The 17,604-nt window shown below is 58.2% G+C and carries 16 protein-coding genes; 3 read left to right on the top strand and 13 right to left on the bottom strand.

The genetic code is table 11. From position 1 onward, the window contains the following. The first annotated feature begins 152 nt into the window (after positions 1 to 152). A complete protein-coding gene (gene mutS, locus ACP7E4_RS22620; protein WP_426117810.1) occupies positions 153 to 2,720 on the top strand; it encodes a DNA mismatch repair protein MutS in 2,568 nt (855 codons plus the stop codon). Between the two features lie 247 nt (positions 2,721 to 2,967). Then, a complete protein-coding gene (gene fdxA, locus ACP7E4_RS22615; protein WP_047579240.1) occupies positions 2,968 to 3,291 on the top strand; it encodes a ferredoxin FdxA in 324 nt (107 codons plus the stop codon). 572 nt (positions 3,292 to 3,863) lie between these two features. Here fdxA and rpoS read toward each other — a convergent pair. The 8 genes from rpoS to ACP7E4_RS22575 form a co-directional block, all read right to left on the bottom strand. Next, positions 3,864 to 4,877 carry an RNA polymerase sigma factor RpoS gene (rpoS, locus tag ACP7E4_RS22610; RefSeq protein WP_426117777.1) on the bottom strand — a complete coding sequence of 338 codons (1,014 nt, stop codon included), beginning with the start codon at positions 4,875 to 4,877 and terminating at the stop codon, positions 3,864 to 3,866. Positions 4,878 to 4,979: 102 nt separating this feature from the next. Next, positions 4,980 to 5,849: a peptidoglycan DD-metalloendopeptidase family protein gene (locus ACP7E4_RS22605; protein ID WP_426117776.1), complete on the bottom strand. Its 870-nt coding sequence runs from the start codon at positions 5,847 to 5,849 to the stop codon at positions 4,980 to 4,982. A gap of 204 nt (positions 5,850 to 6,053) precedes the next feature. After that, a complete protein-coding gene (locus tag ACP7E4_RS22600; protein ID WP_170826365.1) occupies positions 6,054 to 6,689 on the bottom strand; it encodes a protein-L-isoaspartate(D-aspartate) O-methyltransferase in 636 nt (211 codons plus the stop codon). A 41-nt stretch (positions 6,690 to 6,730) separates the two neighbouring features. Beyond that, complete coding sequence (gene surE, locus ACP7E4_RS22595; protein WP_331150776.1) at positions 6,731 to 7,480, bottom strand: 5'/3'-nucleotidase SurE; 750 nt, start codon at positions 7,478 to 7,480, stop codon at positions 6,731 to 6,733. Next, complete coding sequence (gene truD, locus ACP7E4_RS22590; protein ID WP_426117775.1) at positions 7,468 to 8,526, bottom strand: tRNA pseudouridine(13) synthase TruD; 1,059 nt, start codon at positions 8,524 to 8,526, stop codon at positions 7,468 to 7,470. The genes surE and truD overlap by 13 nt, the downstream gene beginning before the upstream one ends. Further along, complete coding sequence (ispF, locus tag ACP7E4_RS22585; protein WP_065834824.1) at positions 8,523 to 8,996, bottom strand: 2-C-methyl-D-erythritol 2,4-cyclodiphosphate synthase; 474 nt, start codon at positions 8,994 to 8,996, stop codon at positions 8,523 to 8,525. Before ispF ends, truD begins: the two co-directional genes overlap by 4 nt. A gap of 53 nt (positions 8,997 to 9,049) precedes the next feature. Further along, positions 9,050 to 9,895 carry an S-formylglutathione hydrolase gene (gene fghA / locus ACP7E4_RS22580; protein WP_426117809.1) on the bottom strand — a complete coding sequence of 282 codons (846 nt, stop codon included), beginning with the start codon at positions 9,893 to 9,895 and terminating at the stop codon, positions 9,050 to 9,052. 96 nt (positions 9,896 to 9,991) lie between these two features. After that, positions 9,992 to 11,104 carry an S-(hydroxymethyl)glutathione dehydrogenase/class III alcohol dehydrogenase gene (locus ACP7E4_RS22575; RefSeq protein ID WP_426117774.1) on the bottom strand — a complete coding sequence of 371 codons (1,113 nt, stop codon included), beginning with the start codon at positions 11,102 to 11,104 and terminating at the stop codon, positions 9,992 to 9,994. Positions 11,105 to 11,209: 105 nt separating this feature from the next. Between ACP7E4_RS22575 and ACP7E4_RS22570 the strand changes: the two genes are divergently transcribed. After that, positions 11,210 to 12,106 (top strand): LysR substrate-binding domain-containing protein, encoded by an 897-nt coding sequence (locus tag ACP7E4_RS22570; protein WP_426117773.1) that lies wholly within the window; start codon positions 11,210 to 11,212, stop codon positions 12,104 to 12,106. A 163-nt stretch (positions 12,107 to 12,269) separates the two neighbouring features. On the opposite strand, the gene ispD is transcribed toward ACP7E4_RS22570, so the two are convergent. The 5 genes from ispD to ACP7E4_RS22545 form a co-directional block, all read right to left on the bottom strand. After that, the gene (gene ispD / locus ACP7E4_RS22565) at positions 12,270 to 12,980 is read right to left on the bottom strand and encodes a 2-C-methyl-D-erythritol 4-phosphate cytidylyltransferase (RefSeq protein WP_426117772.1); all 711 of its coding nucleotides are present in this window, start codon (positions 12,978 to 12,980) and stop codon (positions 12,270 to 12,272) included. Beyond that, a complete protein-coding gene (ftsB, locus tag ACP7E4_RS22560) occupies positions 12,977 to 13,255 on the bottom strand; it encodes a cell division protein FtsB (protein WP_426117771.1) in 279 nt (92 codons plus the stop codon). The genes ispD and ftsB overlap by 4 nt, the downstream gene beginning before the upstream one ends. Before the next feature lie 191 nt (positions 13,256 to 13,446). Further along, positions 13,447 to 14,733 carry a phosphopyruvate hydratase gene (gene eno, locus ACP7E4_RS22555; RefSeq protein ID WP_426117770.1) on the bottom strand — a complete coding sequence of 429 codons (1,287 nt, stop codon included), beginning with the start codon at positions 14,731 to 14,733 and terminating at the stop codon, positions 13,447 to 13,449. A gap of 169 nt (positions 14,734 to 14,902) precedes the next feature. Then, a complete protein-coding gene (gene kdsA, locus ACP7E4_RS22550) occupies positions 14,903 to 15,748 on the bottom strand; it encodes a 3-deoxy-8-phosphooctulonate synthase (protein ID WP_426117769.1) in 846 nt (281 codons plus the stop codon). 17 nt (positions 15,749 to 15,765) lie between these two features. Further along, entirely contained in the window at positions 15,766 to 17,397 is a 1,632-nt protein-coding gene (locus ACP7E4_RS22545) for a CTP synthase (protein ID WP_426117768.1), read from the bottom strand. Between the last annotated feature and the right edge of the window lie 207 nt (positions 17,398 to 17,604).

Here is a 17,604-nt window from a genome sequence, read left to right as displayed (position 1 = left end):
GCCTGCGTGGCTGGAGCGCCCGTGGTAACCTTACGCCCATCGCAAATACCCGGACTGACCGGCCTCATGACCCCGACGGGGCTTCAGGTCATGCTCTTTGATTTGCCCCACATTCCCTAACGAACTTGCCTAACTATCTGATGAATAAAGCAATTTCCGACCTGTCCGCGCACACCCCCATGATGCAGCAATACTGGAGGCTGAAGAATCAGCATCCCGATCAGCTGATGTTCTATCGCATGGGCGACTTCTACGAAATTTTCTACGAGGACGCCAAGAAGGCGTCCAAGTTGCTGGATATTACCCTCACCGCACGTGGGCAATCGGCCGGCCAGGGCATCCCCATGTGCGGGATCCCCTACCACGCCGCCGAAGGTTATCTGGCCAAGCTGGTCAAATTGGGCGAGTCGGTGGTGATCTGCGAACAGATCGGCGACCCGGCAACCAGCAAAGGGCCGGTCGACCGGCAAGTAGTGCGCATTATCACGCCGGGCACAGTGAGTGACGAAGCGCTGCTGGATGAGCGCCGCGACAACCTGATCGCGGCGGTACTGGGCGATGAGCGTTTGTTCGGCCTCGCCGTGCTGGACATCACCAGCGGCAATTTCAGCGTGCTTGAAATCAAGGGCTGGGAAAACCTGCTGGCCGAGCTTGAGCGGATCAATCCGGTAGAGCTGTTGATCCCTGACGATTGGCCGCAAGGGCTGCCTGCGGAAAAACGCAAAGGCGCAAGACGTCGTGCGCCGTGGGATTTCGAACGTGATTCGGCGCTGAAAAGTTTATGTCAGCAATTTTCCACTCAGGACCTGAAAGGCTTTGGCTGTGAAAACCTGACGCTGGCCATCGGTGCTGCCGGTTGCCTGCTGGGTTACGCCAAGGAAACCCAGCGCACGGCATTGCCGCACCTGCGCAGCCTGCGCCATGAACGCCTGGACGACACGGTGGTGCTCGACGGTGCCAGCCGGCGCAATCTTGAGCTGGACACCAATCTTGCCGGCGGTCGTGAAAACACCCTGCAATCGGTCATGGATCGCTGCCAGACCGCCATGGGCACGCGTCTGCTGACCCGTTGGCTGAACCGGCCGCTGCGTGACCTGAAGATTCTCCAGGCGCGGCAAAGCTCGATCACCTGCCTGCTGGAGCGCTACCGCTTCGAGAACCTGCAGCCGCAACTCAAGGAAATTGGCGATATCGAGCGGATTCTCGCCCGTATCGGCTTGCGCAACGCCCGCCCACGAGATCTGGCGCGCCTGCGCGATGCGCTGAGCGCCCTGCCTGAATTGCAACAGGCGATGACTGATCTGGAAGCACCGCACCTGCAGCAGCTTGCGCAAACCGCCGGGACTTACCCGGAGCTGGCGCAACTGCTGCAGCGGGCGGTCATCGACAACCCGCCAGCGGTGATTCGTGACGGCGGCGTGTTGAAGACCGGCTACGATGCTGAGCTGGATGAATTGCAGTCGCTGAGTGAAAACGCCGGGCAGTTCCTGATCGATCTGGAAGCACGGGAGAAAGCCCGCACGGGCCTCGCCAATCTGAAAGTCGGCTACAACCGGATTCACGGTTATTTCATCGAGTTGCCGAGCAAGCAGGCGGAACAGGCACCCGCTGATTACATTCGCCGTCAGACTCTCAAAGGCGCCGAGCGCTTCATCACGCCAGAACTGAAGGCGTTCGAGGACAAGGCGCTGTCGGCGAAAAGCCGCGCGCTGGCCCGGGAAAAAATGCTTTACGAAGCGCTGCTCGAAGACCTGATCGGCCATCTCGCGCCGCTTCAGGACACCGCAGCGGCGCTGGCCGAGCTTGATGTCTTGAGCAACCTGGCCGAACGCGCATTGAACCTCGACCTGAATTGCCCACGGTTCGTCGAAGAGCCCTGCATGCGCATCGACCAGGGCCGCCATCCAGTCGTCGAGCAAGTCTTGTCCACGCCCTTCGTCGCCAATGACCTGGCGCTGGACGACAGCACCCGCATGCTGGTGATTACCGGTCCGAACATGGGCGGTAAATCCACCTACATGCGCCAGACGGCATTGATCGTGCTGCTGGCCCACATTGGCAGCTTCGTCCCTGCGGCCAGTTGCGAGCTGTCCCTGGTGGACAGGATTTTCACCCGGATCGGCTCCAGCGATGACCTCGCCGGCGGGCGCTCGACCTTCATGGTGGAAATGAGCGAAACCGCCAACATCCTGCACAACGCTACCGACCGCAGTTTGGTGCTGATGGACGAAGTAGGTCGTGGCACGAGCACGTTCGACGGTTTGTCCCTGGCTTGGGCTGCGGCAGAATGCCTCGCCCAGTTGCGCGCCTACACCTTGTTCGCCACGCACTATTTCGAGCTGACAGTGTTGCCGGAAAGCGAACCACTGGTGGCCAACGTACACCTCAATGCAACTGAGCATAACGAGCGAATTGTCTTTCTGCATCGGGTGCTGCCAGGGCCGGCCAGTCAGAGCTACGGCCTGGCCGTGGCCCAGCTGGCGGGGGTTCCAGCCAAGGTTATCGTGCGTGCCAAAGAGCACTTGCAACGTCTGGAAACCACCAGCCTGCCCCATGAACAACCCCGCACGAAGCCGGGAAAATCCGCTACGCCGATGCAAAGCGACCTGTTCGCCAGTCTGCCGCACCCGGTACTGGATGAGCTTTCCAAGGTCAAGATCGACGATCTCACGCCGCGTCAGGCACTAGAGTTGTTGTATACCCTGCAAACACGCATCTGACGTGAATGGTTACAAGCTGGTAGAATCCCGCGCGGTTTGGGATGCTGCCAGCTTTTAGCCTGGCTTGAGCAGATTAGCCGAGCCGCGTGGAAACGTAGCGACCTTAAGTTGAACGAAGCGCGTGCAGCCAGCCTGCCAGTGAGTCGTTCGGCCAATGCAGTGTTTTCACAAAGGCCGGGACACTTCCCGAACCTGGCAACCCTGTCTGGAAGGGCTCTGCTACCGCCGCCTGAGGAGAGAATTAGAAATGACCTTCGTCGTCACCGACAACTGCATCAAGTGCAAGTACACCGACTGCGTAGAAGTGTGTCCGGTGGACTGCTTCTACGAAGGCCCGAATTTCCTGGTGATTCACCCGGATGAGTGCATCGATTGCGCACTCTGCGAGCCAGAATGTCCTGCCAACGCCATCTTCTCTGAAGACGAGGTTCCGGCCGGCATGGAGAACTTCATCGAGCTGAACGCTGAACTGGCAGATGTCTGGCCGAACATCACCGAGAAGAAAGACGCTCTGGCCGATGCGGCTGAGTGGGATGGCAAAACAGGCAAACTAGCAGACCTGGAACGCTGATTTACCGAAGTATCAAAAAGGCCCTGATGGGGCCCTTTTTGTTATCCGGTCGGGCACTTTCGGCCAGACAAAAAAAGGGGCGGTATGAACCGCCCCCCTTTGTACTATTCCTTGCAATCCATTAATCATCATCCTGATGAATCGCATCCTGCGATGTCCTTTGACTGTCTTCCTTGACTGTCTGTGCCTGTCCGTTGGCACAGTTCTGATATTAGTATTTTTTTCGCGCAGCACAACCCTCAAAAACCTTTCAAAAAATTCCATCTCTTGTATTCCTAAAAAATAAAAATCTTTAATTTCAATAAGTTAAGATAAAATACCTGACAAAAATGGGCATCTATCGCCTTATCTAACAACAATAACTTACACATCGCGTACGTAAAAGCTTACAAGGAAAGTAATCAAAAGTAGCGTATCCGGGGACGTACTGGCTCGATAATGAGAATCAACAACCGACACGTATTTATAGGCATTTACAATTAAAAACGAAATAAAAAAAACACCCCATGCGGGGTGTTTTTTGTTCAGCAAAAATAACAGTGCTTAATTAGCGAGACGAGAAAAGTGTTACGTTATTGAAACAATGACTCACTGGACAAACCATTTTTTTCAAGAATCTCCCGCAGACGCTTCAGGCCTTCAACCTGAATCTGACGGACACGCTCACGCGTGAGACCGATCTCCAGTCCGACGTCTTCCAGCGTACTGCTCTCATGGCCGCGCAGGCCAAACCGGCGGATGACGACTTCACGCTGCTTGTCGGTAAGCTCGGAAAGCCACTGATCGATGCTCTGGGAAAGATCATCATCCTGCAACAGTTCGCAAGGATCTGTCGGACGATCATCTGTCAGGGTATCCAGCAGGGTCTTGTCAGAGTCCGGCCCGAGTGACACGTCCACCGAAGAAACCCGCTCATTGAGGCCCAGCATGCGCTTGACCTCACCCACCGGCTTCTCAAGCAGGTTGGCGATTTCTTCAGGAGAGGGCTCATGGTCGAGTTTCTGCGTCAGCTCGCGAGCCGCCCGCAGGTAGACATTCAACTCTTTGACCACATGAATCGGCAGCCGGATGGTCCGGGTCTGATTCATGATGGCGCGCTCGATGGTCTGACGAATCCACCATGTTGCGTAAGTCGAAAAACGAAAGCCTCGCTCTGGATCGAATTTTTCGACCGCCCGGATCAAGCCCAGGTTGCCTTCCTCGATCAAGTCGAGCAATGAAAGCCCGCGATTGACATAACGCCTGGCGATTTTCACCACCAGCCGCAGGTTGCTTTCGATCATGCGTTTGCGTCCCGCCGGATCACCACTTTGCGACAGACGTGCAAAGTGGACTTCTTCTTCGGGGGACAACAGGGGGGAGAATCCGATTTCATTGAGGTACAGCTGGGTCGCGTCGAGCGCCCGGGTGTAATCAATGTATTTGTGTTGCTTGAGCGAAGTGGAGTTTCTGGCCTTGGCTCGAACCGAAGCTTTTGCAGCTTTGTGCTGCTTTTCGTCCGATTCGGATTCCAGGACGACGCTGGCTTCCATAAGGAGAACCTCGTCATCGATGTCAAACTCCGGCGCTTCTTTGCTGAGAGCCATTGTTATAGTCCTTTGGTGAGTTCGACCTCAAGCTCTAGCGACGCCTATTTCCATGGCAACGCTTGAGCCTGTCCCTCTACGTCAGGAACAGGCTGGCAACAATCAACGACGTGGCAAGAATTGCAGTGGATCTACAGGTTTTCCCTGGCGGCGAATCTCAAAATGCAGTTTCACTCGGTCGGTTCCCGTTGACCCCATTTCGGCAATTGTCTGCCCTGCCTTGACCTGCTGCCCCTCCCGAACCATCAACCTGCGGTTGTGACCGTAGGCGCTTACGTAGGTATCGCTGTGTTTGATGATGATCAATTCGCCGTAGCCCCGCAATCCACTCCCGGCGTAAACAACTGAACCATCAGACGCAGCCAAAACAGGCTGTCCCAAATCACCGGCGATATCAATTCCTTTATTCAAACTGCCGTTTGAAGAAAATTTCCCGATCAAAATGCCACTGGAGGGCCACGTCCAGCCTGTCGGAGACGGTCCGGCAGGGCCTGTTCTCACGTCTCCGGAGGGAGGAATAACCACCGGTACAACCGAGATAGGCTTGGAAATTACCGTTGTCTTGACCGATCCGGAACTGCTGGTAGACGTGGAGGAAGTGCTCGACGCAACCCCCGGCCGACCTGCTGTCGCAACCGACGACGCGCTGGAGCCCGAGCGTCCATCAAAGCGAATCGTCTGACCCGGCCGGATGGTGTAAGGCTCAGGAATCTGGTTGCGGGCGGCCAGCGCCTTGTAGTCCCAGCCATACCGGAAGGCAATGGAAAAAAGCGTATCACCGCGCCGCACCACGTACTGCCCAGTGGTCACTGTAGGGCGCTGGGGCGCAGCGTTACTGTTGCGATCCACGACCCGAACGCCGCCGGATGGCGTACTGGAGCAGCCGACCAAAAGGACACTGAGAACGATGCCAGTCACCAGTCGCTGAAAACTTTTTGAACACATACGCTGCCGAATGACTGTGCGACTCACCCGCCACTCCCTTTACTGGTGACTGAATTTAAGCTGCCTATTGTGCCGTAATAACGGCGGCAGCTACTGCTTAAACTTTTTGAAGCGCTTGCTGCGCATCGCGCCGACTCGCCGACTCGCCGGACACTGCGCTCGGATCGAGCGGCTGCGACAGGTGGTAGACCAACGGCGATGATGAGAATTCAGTGGCCGGGCCAAAGGTTCTCAGGCCAACGGCCCATTGAGCAGCGGAACAAAGCGCACCGCCCCCAGCACATGCCGGGAAAAACCGTTTTCTTCACGAATGATCAGCATCAACTGCTGGACTTCGCCCGAACCCACTGGAATCACCAGCCGACCGCCTGGCGCCAGTTGATCGAGCAGCGCCTGCGGCACGTCCGTCGCCACTGCCGTGACGATGATGCCGTTGTAGGGCGCAAGTGCAGGCCAGCCTTCCCAGCCATCTCCCCAGCGAAATACCACATTGCGCAGGTTCAGTTCGACGAGGCGCTCCTTGGCGCGGTCCTGCAGCACCTTGATGCGCTCCACCGAGAACACGCGCTCCACCAGTTGCGCCAACACGGCGGTCTGGTAGCCCGAACCGGTGCCGATTTCCATCACCTTGTCCAGCGGACCCGCAGCAAGCAGCAGCTCGCTCATGCGCGCCACCATGTAGGGCTGGGAAATGGTCTGGTTATGTCCGATCGGCAAGGCCGTGTCTTCATAGGCGCGATGGGCCAGAGCCTCATCGACAAACATGTGTCGTGGGGTCTTGCGGATCACGTCCAGCACCTGCACGTTGGACAGCCCCTCGTCATACAGACGCTGAATCAGCCGCTCGCGGGTTCGCTGGGAAGTCATCCCGATTCCACGACGCAACAGGTCATCTTGTTCGCGCGACATCAGAGAAGGCCCTCCAGCCATTTGTTCAGGCTGCTGAACCCGTCCTGATAGGTACGATCGAGCTGCAACGGGGTAATCGATACATAACCCTGCATCACCGCATGAAAATCAGTCCCCGCGCCGCCATCTTCGGCGTCACCGGCAGCGGCAATCCAGTATCCCGAACGACCGCGTGGATCAACCACCTTGATCGGCGCTGCAGCGCGGGCGCGATGACCCAGGCGCGTCAGCTGGATGCCACGGACATGCGCCAGCGGCAGATTGGGAATATTCACGTTCAGGACCGTGCGCGGTGGCAGGTCGAGCTGTTCGTGGGACTCGACCAGCAGGCGCGCGTAATGCGCAGCCGTGGCCAGATTTTCCGGCTGCCGGGAGAGAAACGAAAAGGCAAACGACGGCCGTTGCAGAAACCGTCCTTCCAGCGCTGCCGCCACCGTACCGGAGTACAGGACGTCGTCGCCGAGGTTGGCACCCAGATTGATTCCGGACACCACCATGTCGGGCGGAGTATCCAGCAGGCCGTTGAGGCCCAGGTGGACACAATCGGTCGGCGTGCCGTTGACGCTGATAAAGCCGTTCGACAAGGTGTGGGGATGCAAAGGACGGTCGAGCGTCAGCGAGCTGCTGGCGCCGCTTTTGTCTTGATCGGGAGCGATAACCACACATTCGCTGTAATCGGCCAGCGCCGCATATAGCGCCGCGAGACCGGGCGCAGTTACCCCATCATCGTTTGAAATCAGAATACGCATGAGCTGTCCGTCTGCCCTACCGGTACCAGATCGACGAGTTCGCGCACCAATACAGTGGCGAAGCATCCAGCCGGGAGGACGAATTCCAGTTGCAGAATGTCAGACTCGGGATAATGCCACGTCAACCCGCCAATGGGCAGTCGCAGGATACGCCGTTCGTGATCCATTCCGGCTCGAATCAACCAATCGCGCAGTGACGCTTCGCGATTGGCGATGTCGTCCTCCAGCGTAGCAGTTGCGCCCGACGCCGGCGAAGGACCTTCGCCCCATTGCGGACCGGTCGGATGCAGGTCGAGAATCGCCAGGCGCGGATCGCTGCATTCGTCGATGCCGGCCGGGAAGAAACTGCGGCTGTCGGTAAACGCCAGCAAGTCGCCGACCTGAGCCCGCTGCCAGCTGCCATCAGCCACGCGTGCGGCCAACACCTGATTGAACAGGTAACTGCGTGCCGTGGAAAGCAGCCGCGAGCGAACCGCGCGCTGCTCTGGCAAAGCCTGGCGAGCAGCGTAATCGCGAGCTTCGCCCAGATTGCCGCCTTGATAACCGAAACGCTGGCTGCCGAAATAATTGGGGATCCCGGCCTGAGCGATCTGCTCAAGACGCTTGTGTAGCGCGTCTTTGTCGCCGGACAGCTGCGTGAGGCGCAGGGTAAACCCGTTGGCCGCATGCGCGCCGCGCTGCAATTTGCGTTTGTGACGGGTGGTTTTGAGGATCTTCAGCGTGTCGTCTTGTGCCGCTGCCAGATCAGGATCGGCCTTGCCCGGCAGTTGGATGCTGAACCACTGACGCGTCAGGGCCTGGCGGTCTTTGAGCCCTGCGTAGCTCACGGTTCTGAGCGGTACGCCAGCGGCCTTGGCCAGGCGACGAGCGGCTTCTTCGGTATTGAGGCCGCGTTTCTCGACCCACAGCCAGAGGTGTTCGCCGTCGCCGGAAAGCGGAATATCCAGCACTTCGTCGACCTGAAAATCTTCCGCCGTTGCCTTGAGCACGGCGTTGCCCAGCGACTCGCCATACGCGCGCGGACCCAGCAGTTCCAGTTCGGTCATGCGGACAGCAACAGGGCAACGGCGTGAACCGCGATGCCCTCTTCCCGTCCCGTGAAGCCGAGTTTTTCGGTGGTAGTAGCCTTTACGTTCACTTGATCCAACTCAACCTGAAGATCCGCAGCGATCAACGCGCGCATCGAATCGATATGCGGGGCCATTTTCGGCGCCTGGGCAACGATGGTGGCGTCGACATTGCCGACCTTCCAGCCTTTGCTCTGGACCAGCGAGAGCACGTGGCGCAACAACACCCGGCTATCGGCGCCCTTGAACTGGGGGTCGGTGTCCGGGAAATGCTTGCCTATGTCACCGAGCGCAGCAGCACCCAGCAAGGCATCGCTCAGGGCATGCAACAGCACATCGCCATCGGAATGGGCCAGCAGCCCGAAACCGTGCGCAATCCGCACCCCGCCCAAGGTAATGAAATCGCCTTCAGCGAAACGGTGCACATCATAGCCATGGCCAATACGCATAAAAAAACGCCCTGAAAAAAGTCAGGGCGTGATTCTACCTACTTTGGCGAAGGTTAGCTGTTTAAGGCGTCGCCATGATGCCGCAGGTGGTCTTCGATGAAGCTGGCGATGAAGAAATAGCTGTGGTCGTAACCCGGCTGCATGCGCAGCGTCAGCGGATGCCCGGCGGTTTTCGCCGCCTGCACCAGCGCTTCGGGCTTGAGCTGATTGGCCAGGAAATCATCCCGGTCGCCCTGATCCACAAGGATTGGCAACTGCTCCGAAGCCTCGGCGATCAGCACGCTGGCATCCCATTCGCGCCAACGGGCGCGCTCTTCCCCCAGAAAACGGGAAAAGGCTTTCTGCCCCCAAGGACAATCCATCGGATTGCTGATCGGCGAAAACGCCGAGACCGACTTGTAGCGTCCCGGATTACGCAAGGCGCAGACCAGCGCGCCATGGCCGCCCATTGAGTGTCCGCTGATGCCGCGCGCCTGGGAAGCCGGGAAATGCTCTTCGACCAGCGCGGGCAATTCGTTGACCACGTAATCATGCATCTGATAATGCCGCGCCCAAGGCTGCTGCGTCGCATTCAGATAGAAACCGGCGCCGAGACCAAAATCCCAGGCGCCGTCCGGATCACCCGGAACGTCCGCGCCACGCGGGCTGGTGTCCGGCGCAACGATGATCAGGCCCAGCTCGGCGGCAATGCGCAGCGCGCCGGCCTTGTGCATGAAGTTCTCGTCGTTACACGTTAGGCCCGACAGCCAATACACCACCGGCAACTTGCCGCCCTGCTCGGCCTGGGGCGGCAGGTAAACAGCGAAGACCATGTCGCAGCCAAGCACTTCGGAATGGTGTTTATAGCGTTTATGCCAGCCGCCGAAGCTTTTCTGGCAGGAAAGATTTTCAAGAGCCATGGTCATGGTCGTGAACTCCCAGCGGCAAGCGGCAAGTTTCAAGCTGCAAGAAGCGCACGGCCTGCTTGCAGCTTGTAGCTTGTAGCTTGCAGCTGCTTAAAAGTGAATGACCGTACGAATGCTTTTGCCTTCGTGCATCAGGTCGAACGCCTTGTTGATATCTTCCAGGCCCATGGTGTGGGTGATGAAAGTATCCAGCGGGATTTCGCCTTTCTGAGCCTTTTCGACATAGCTCGGCAGCTCGGTACGGCCACGCACGCCGCCAAATGCCGAACCGCGCCAGACGCGACCGGTCACCAACTGGAACGGACGGGTAGCGATTTCCTGACCCGACGGGGCCACGCCAATGATCACCGATTCGCCCCAGCCCTTGTGGCAGCATTCCAGCGCGGCACGCATCAGGTTCACGTTGCCGATGCATTCGAAGCTGTAATCCACGCCGCCATCGGTCATTTCAACGATCACATCCTGAATTGGCTTTTCGTGATCTTTGGGATTGATAAAGTCGGTGGCACCCAACTCACGGGCCACGTCGAATTTCGACGGGTTGATGTCGATCGCGATAATGCGCGAGGCCTTGGCCATTTTCGCGCCGATGATCGCCGCCAGACCGATACCACCCAGCCCGAAGATAGCGACCGTGGCACCTTCTTCCACTTTGGCGGTATTAAGCACAGCGCCGATGCCAGTGGTGACACCGCAGCCCAGCAGACAAACTTTTTCCAGAGGGGCTTCTTTGGGAATCTTCGCCAGAGAAATTTCCGGCACCACGGTGTACTCGGAGAACGTCGAGCAGCCCATGTAGTGATAGACCGGCTGGCCGTTGTAGCTGAACCGGGTGGTGCCATCAGGCATCAGGCCCTTGCCTTGGGTGGCGCGCACTTTCTGGCACAGGTTGGTCTTGCCGGACAGGCAGAATTTGCACTCCCGGCATTCAGCGGTGTAAAGCGGAATCACGTGGTCGCCCACTGCCAGGGAAGTAACGCCCTCACCAATCGCCTCGACAATCCCGCCACCCTCATGACCCAGGATGCAGGGGAATACGCCTTCGGAGTCGGCGCCGGACAAGGTGTAGGCGTCGGTATGGCAAACACCGGAGGCAACGGTGCGAATCAACACTTCACCGGCCTTTGGCGCTTCGACGTCGACTTCGACGATTTGCAGCGGCTCGTTAGGGGCGAAGGCAACAGCAGCGCGTGACTTGATCATCAATCTTCTCCAGCGAAGTAAAAACAAGCCGTCGAGTGTAAAGCAGTGCCGACTGGTTAATAATCCAGACAAAAGCAAAACATTATTGCTGCACAGGGATAATCGATGTACGCCAATCGCTGGGAAGGTCTGGATGAGTTCGTTGCCGTGGCTGAATGCGGGCAATTCACCGCTGCCGCGGAACGCCTTGGGGTCTCGTCATCGCATATCAGCCGACAGATCGCCCGCCTGGAAGAACGCCTGCAAACCCGTTTGCTGTATCGCAGCACCCGGCGAGTTGCGCTGACCGAGGCCGGACAGACATTTTTGCATCACTGTCAGCGTTTGCAGGATGGCCGCGAGGAAGCGTTGCGCGCGGTCGGCGACCTCACCAGCGAACCCAAGGGCTTGCTGCGCATGACCTGCGCGGTGGCTTATGGCGAGCGTTTCATCACGCCATTGGTGACCCGTTTCATCGATCTGTATCCGCAACTGCGGGTTGATATCGAGCTGAGCAATCGCACGCTGGACATGGTTCATGAAGGTCTGGACCTGGCGATACGCCTGGGACGGCTGCAAGATTCCCGTCTGGTCGCCACACGTCTGGCGCCGCGCCGCATGTACCTGTGCGCATCGCCGTCCTACCTTGAACGTTATGGTCGTCCGCATAGTTTGTCGGAATTGAGCAGACACAATTGCCTGATCGGCAGCAGCGACACGTGGCTGCTGCAGCAGAATGGACGGGAGTTTTCGCAACGGGTGCAGGGTAATTGGCGCTGCAACAGCGGCCAGGCGGTGCTGGATGCTGCTTTGCATGGAGTCGGCTTGTGTCAGCTGCCGGATTATTACGTGCTGGAGCATTTGCACAGCGGTGCGCTGATTTCCCTGCTCGAAACCCATCAACCGCCCAATACCGCCGTCTGGGCGCTATACCCGCAACAACGCCACCTTTCGCCCAAAGTGCGCAAGCTGGTGGATTTCCTCAAGGAGGGATTGGCGATGCGGGATGAGTATCGGGAGTAACCCGCTCGCCCGCATTTCTACTGTGGGAGAGGACTTGTCCTCGATGGCTGTAGTTTCAGCACTGCATGTGGGTCAGGCGGATCAGCGTCTTCTGGGCTGGCTATCGAGGACAAGTCCTCTCCCACACGGCCAGGCATTGCGACCACTGATATCTCCAACAGATTCAGCGTTTGAATTCAGTGCGCCGCTGGCGCAGCCACTCCAGATCTTCGGGCCGGGTGACCTTGATGTTGTCGGCGCGGCCTTCGATCAGTTTTGGCGACTGGCCTGCCCATTCGATGGCCGAAGCTTCGTCGGTAATGCTCACGTTCGAGACCAGGCCGTCGGCCAGTGCCCGGTGCAGCGCGCCGAGGCGAAACATCTGCGGCGTATAGGCTTGCCAGATGAAGCTGCGATCCACGGTTTCAGTCACGCGGCCATTGCTGTCGGCGCGCTTGAGGGTGTCGCGCGCGGGCACTGCCAACAGGCCGCCAACCGGATCATCGGCCAGTTCGCGCAGCAGATTGTCCAGATCCGAACGCGCCAGGTTCGGCCGCGCCGCATCGTGGACCAGCACCCAATCGTCATCACCTGCGCCTTGGGCATGAAGATGCAGCAAGGCGTTGAGCACTGAGTCCGCGCGCTCATTGCCGCCATCGACCCGCTCGATTCGCGAGTCCAGCGCACAGGGCAATGTCGGCCAGTAAGGATCATCCACAGCCAGACTGATCACCAGACCCTTGAGCCGGGGGTGATCAAGAAAACAAAGCAGGCTGTGTTCAAGAATTGTGAGGCCGCCCAGTTGCAGGTATTGCTTGGGACGGTCCGCTGCCATACGAGCACCAACGCCCGCAGCAGGAATTACTGCCCAGAAGGCAGGAAGGGAGTCATTCATTGTGCCAACTGATAAAGCGTTTCGCCGTCCTTGACCATGCCGAGTTCGTGACGGGCACGCTCTTCGACAGTCTCCATACCTTTTTTCAGCTCCAGCACTTCCGCATCCATCACGCGATTGCGCTCCAGCAAACCTTCGTTTTCGGCATGCTGATCAGCGATCTGCTGATTGAGGCTGGCCACTTGCGCCAGGCTCCCGGTACCAACCCACAGGCGATATTGCAGGCCCGCGAGCATCAGGAGCAAGACGAGGAACAACCAGTTAGGACTGCGCATTGAATATCAGGACCCAGTAAAAAAAGACAGCAGAGCCAACAACGGAAATAAGCGACTGAGGGCATTGAGCCTGGCATTCACCAGGCTCAATCATCCCCACAAAACCTGGGGATGTCCGCATCGGTGCTGCACGATCATCCGGCAAAGCGGAATGTTCTTACAACACCGGCTGTCTTTTTACCATCTCAGAGTCAGCCGCGAAACTCGGCGCGACCACGATATGGGGCCTTGGCACCCAATTGCTCTTCGATACGCAGCAGTTGGTTGTACTTGGCGATGCGGTCGGAACGGCTCAGGGAGCCGGTTTTGATCTGGCCCGCAGACGTGCCCACAGCCAGGTCGGCAATGGTGGAGTCTTCGGTTTCGCCAGAGCGGTGCGAGATGACAGCGGTGTAACCGGCAGCGTGGGCCATCTGGATGGCTTCCAGGGTTTCGGTCAGGGTGCCGATCTGGTTGAACTTGATCAGAATCGAGTTGGCGATCTTTTTATCGATGCCTTCCTTGAGTATCTTGGTGTTGGTCACGAACAAGTCGTCGCCCACCAGTTGCACCTTTTCGCCGATCTTGTCGGTCAGGATTTTCCAGCCAGCCCAGTCGGACTCATCCAGACCGTCTTCGATGGAGATGATCGGGTGCTTGCTGACCAGATCCGCCAGGTAGTCAGCGAACGCGGCGGAATCGTAAACGCCTTCTTCGCCCAGGGTGTATTTACCGTTCTCGTAGAACTCGCTGGCCGCGCAGTCCAGCGCCAGGGTCACGTCGGTGCCCAGCGTATAACCGGCATTGGCGACGGCTTCGGCGATGGCGCTCAATGCGTCCTCGTTGGAAGCCAGGTCAGGGGCGAAACCACCTTCATCACCGACGGCAGTGTTCAAGCCACGGGCTTTGAGTACGGCCTTGAGGTGATGGAAAATCTCGGTGCCCCAGCGCAGGCCTTCAGCGAAGGTCTTGGCGCCGACCGGCTGAATCATGAATTCCTGGATATCGATGTTGTTATCAGCGTGCTCGCCACCGTTGATGATGTTCATCATCGGCACCGGCATCGAGTAAACACCCGGCGTACCGTTGAGGTTGGCGATGTGCGCGTACAACGGCAGATCCTGATCCTGGGCAGCGGCTTTAGCGGCGGCCAGGGAAACAGCGAGGATCGCGTTAGCGCCCAGGCTGGCTTTGTTTTCAGTACCGTCCAGAGCAATCATGGCGCGGTCCAGGGCTTGCTGATCAACAGGATCCTTGCCCAGCAACAGGTCGCGGATCGGGCCATTGATATTGGCTACGGCCTTGAGTACGCCCTTGCCCAGGTAACGGCCTTTGTCGCCATCACGCAGCTCAAGCGCCTCGCGCGAGCCGGTTGAAGCACCGGACGGTGCGCAAGCGCTGCCGATGATGCCGTTGTCGAGGAGCACATCTGCTTCCACGGTGGGATTGCCACGGGAGTCGAGAACTTCACGACCTTTGATGTCGACGATTTTTGCCATTGTTGTGAACACTCCAAGATTGGACGAGAACGACGCAGCTGGAAAACATTCAGCGCACTGAGGCTTTGATTGCAGGGCAGGCCTCAGGGCGATAACCCCGATGAAACCATCGGGGGAAAAACGATCGAGCGGCACTTTACCGGAGGGTGTCTGCCCGGAGAAGCGCGATTTAAGCGGTTTCTACCACCGGAAAGCTTTTCACCAGTTCATCCAGAGCCTTGAGCTGAGCCAGGAACGGCTCCAGCTTGTCCAGACGCAAGGCACAAGGGCCATCGCATTTGGCGTTATCCGGGTCCGGATGCGCTTCGAGAAACAGCCCGGCGAGGCTTTGACTGATGCCGGCCTTGGCCAGTTCCAATACCTGTGCACGACGACCACCCGCGGAGTCGGCGCGACCGCCCGGCATTTGCAGGGAATGGGTCACGTCGAAGAATACCGGGTAGTCGAACTGCTTCATGATGCCGAAGCCGAGCATGTCCACCACAAGGTTGTTGTAGCCGAAACTGGAGCCGCGTTCGCAGAGGATCAACTGATCATTACCGGCTTCTTCGCACTTGTTCAGGATGTGTTTCATTTCCTGAGGCGCGAGGAATTGGGCTTTCTTGATGTTGATGACCGCGCCGGTGCGGGCCATGGCCACGACCAGATCGGTCTGGCGCGACAAAAACGCCGGCAACTGGATGATGTCGCAGACTTCAGCCACGACCACAGCCTGCTCAGGCTCGTGAACATCAGTGATCAGCGGGACATTGAAGGTCTTCTTGATCTCTTCAAAAATCCGCATGCCCTCTTCCAGGCCGGGGCCACGGTAAGAGTGCATGGACGAACGGTTGGCCTTGTCGAAGCTGGCCTTGAACACGTAAGGGATGCCGAGCTTCTCGGTAACGCGCACGTATTCTTCGCAGACCTGCATCGCCATGTCCCGGGATTCGAGGACGTTCATGCCACCGAACAAAACCATCGGCTTGTCGTTGGCGATCTCTATCGAACCTACACGGATTGTTTTCTGAGCCATGTTCTGGGTTTCCCGAATCAAGCGTTTTTCTGATGCTGAACCAGCGCCGCCTTGACGAAGCCAGTAAACAGCGGATGGCCGTCGCGAGGTGTCGAGGTGAACTCAGGATGGAACTGGCAAGCCACGAACCAGGGATGATCCGGTGCTTCAACCACTTCTACCAATGCGCCATCACCGGAACGACCCGAAACCTTGAGGCCGGCTTCCATCAGTTGTGGCAGCAGCTTGTTGTTCACTTCGTAGCGATGACGATGACGCTCGACGATGACATCCTTGGCATAGCAGTCGTGAACCAGGGAACCCGGCTCAAGCTGGCAATCCTGCGCACCCAGGCGCATGGTGCCGCCCAGATCGGAACTCTCGGTACGGGTTTCCACCGCGCCGGTCGCATCTTCCCATTCGGTGATCAAACCCACCACGGAGTGCGCGCTGTTGCGGTCGAACTCGGTGGAGTTGGCGTCTTTCCAGCCCAGCACGTTACGTGCGAACTCGATGACGGCCACTTGCATGCCCAGGCAGATACCCAGGTATGGCACCTTGTTTTCACGTGCAAACTGCACAGCGGTGATCTTGCCTTCCACGCCTCGCAGGCCAAAGCCGCCCGGCACCAGAATTGCGTCGACACCTTCTAGCAGAGCGGTGCCCTGGTTCTCGATGTCTTCGGAGTCGATGTAGCGCAGGTTGACCTTGGTGCGATTGGAGATGCCGGCGTGGCTCATCGCTTCGATCAGCGACTTGTAGGCGTCGAGCAATTCCATGTACTTGCCGACCATGGCAATGGTGACTTCATGCTCAGGGTTGAGCTTGGCGTCGACCACTTTTTCCCACTCGGACAGATCGGCGCCGCCGCACTGCAGACCGAAACGCTCGACGACAAAATCATCCAGGCCCTGGGAATGCAGGATGCCGGGGATCTTGTAGATGGTGTCGGCGTCTTCCAGGGCAATCACCGCACGTTCTTCAACGTTGGTGAACTGCGCAATCTTGCGCCGCGAGGAAATGTCGATCGGGTGATCGGAGCGGCAGACCAGCACGTCCGGTTGCAAGCCGATGGAACGCAGCTCCTTCACCGAGTGCTGGGTTGGCTTGGTTTTGGTTTCGCCGGCAGTGGCGATGTACGGCACCAGCGTCAAGTGCATCAGCATCGCGCGCTTGGCGCCGACTTCGAAACGCAATTGACGAATGGCTTCCAGAAACGGTTGCGACTCGATGTCCCCCACGGTCCCGCCAATCTCGACCATCGCGACGTCGGCATCGCCTGCGCCCTTGATGATCCGGCGTTTGATTTCGTCGGTGATGTGCGGAATGACCTGAATGGTCGCGCCCAGATAATCACCACGGCGCTCTTTGCGCAGGACGTGTTCGTACACACGGCCAGTGGTGAAGTTGTTGTTCTGGGTCATGGTGGTGCGGATGAACCGCTCATAGTGGCCCAGGTCCAGGTCGGTTTCGGCGCCGTCGTGGGTGACGAACACTTCACCGTGCTGGAATGGGCTCATGGTGCCCGGGTCCACGTTGATATAGGGGTCAAGCTTGAGCATGGTGACCTTAAGTCCCCGCGCCTCCAGGATGGCCGCCAATGAAGCCGAGGCAATGCCTTTCCCCAATGAAGAAACAACACCGCCCGTGACGAAGATGTAGCGCGTCATGAAAAACCCTAGAAGTCTGCGTTAAAGCGGTCAGAGCCGCCGGGGAAAGCGAAGGAAGGCCGAAGCCCCCGATTACCGACAAAATTCACGGTGTACTCCCGAACTGCTGCGTTGAAACGGACCGGCCTGAAGCCTGTCGATTGCGCGCCACATTTAAGAATTACCCAGCAAAAACGGGTTGGTAACCGGCAGCGACCGTCGATTAAA

Source organism: Pseudomonas sp. DSP3-2-3, from assembly GCF_049898225.1.
In the GTDB taxonomy this organism is placed as follows: Bacteria; Pseudomonadota; Gammaproteobacteria; order Pseudomonadales; family Pseudomonadaceae; genus Aquipseudomonas.
Note: the sequence above shows the minus strand (reverse complement) of the source record. Positions and strands in the feature narration are given on the sequence as shown.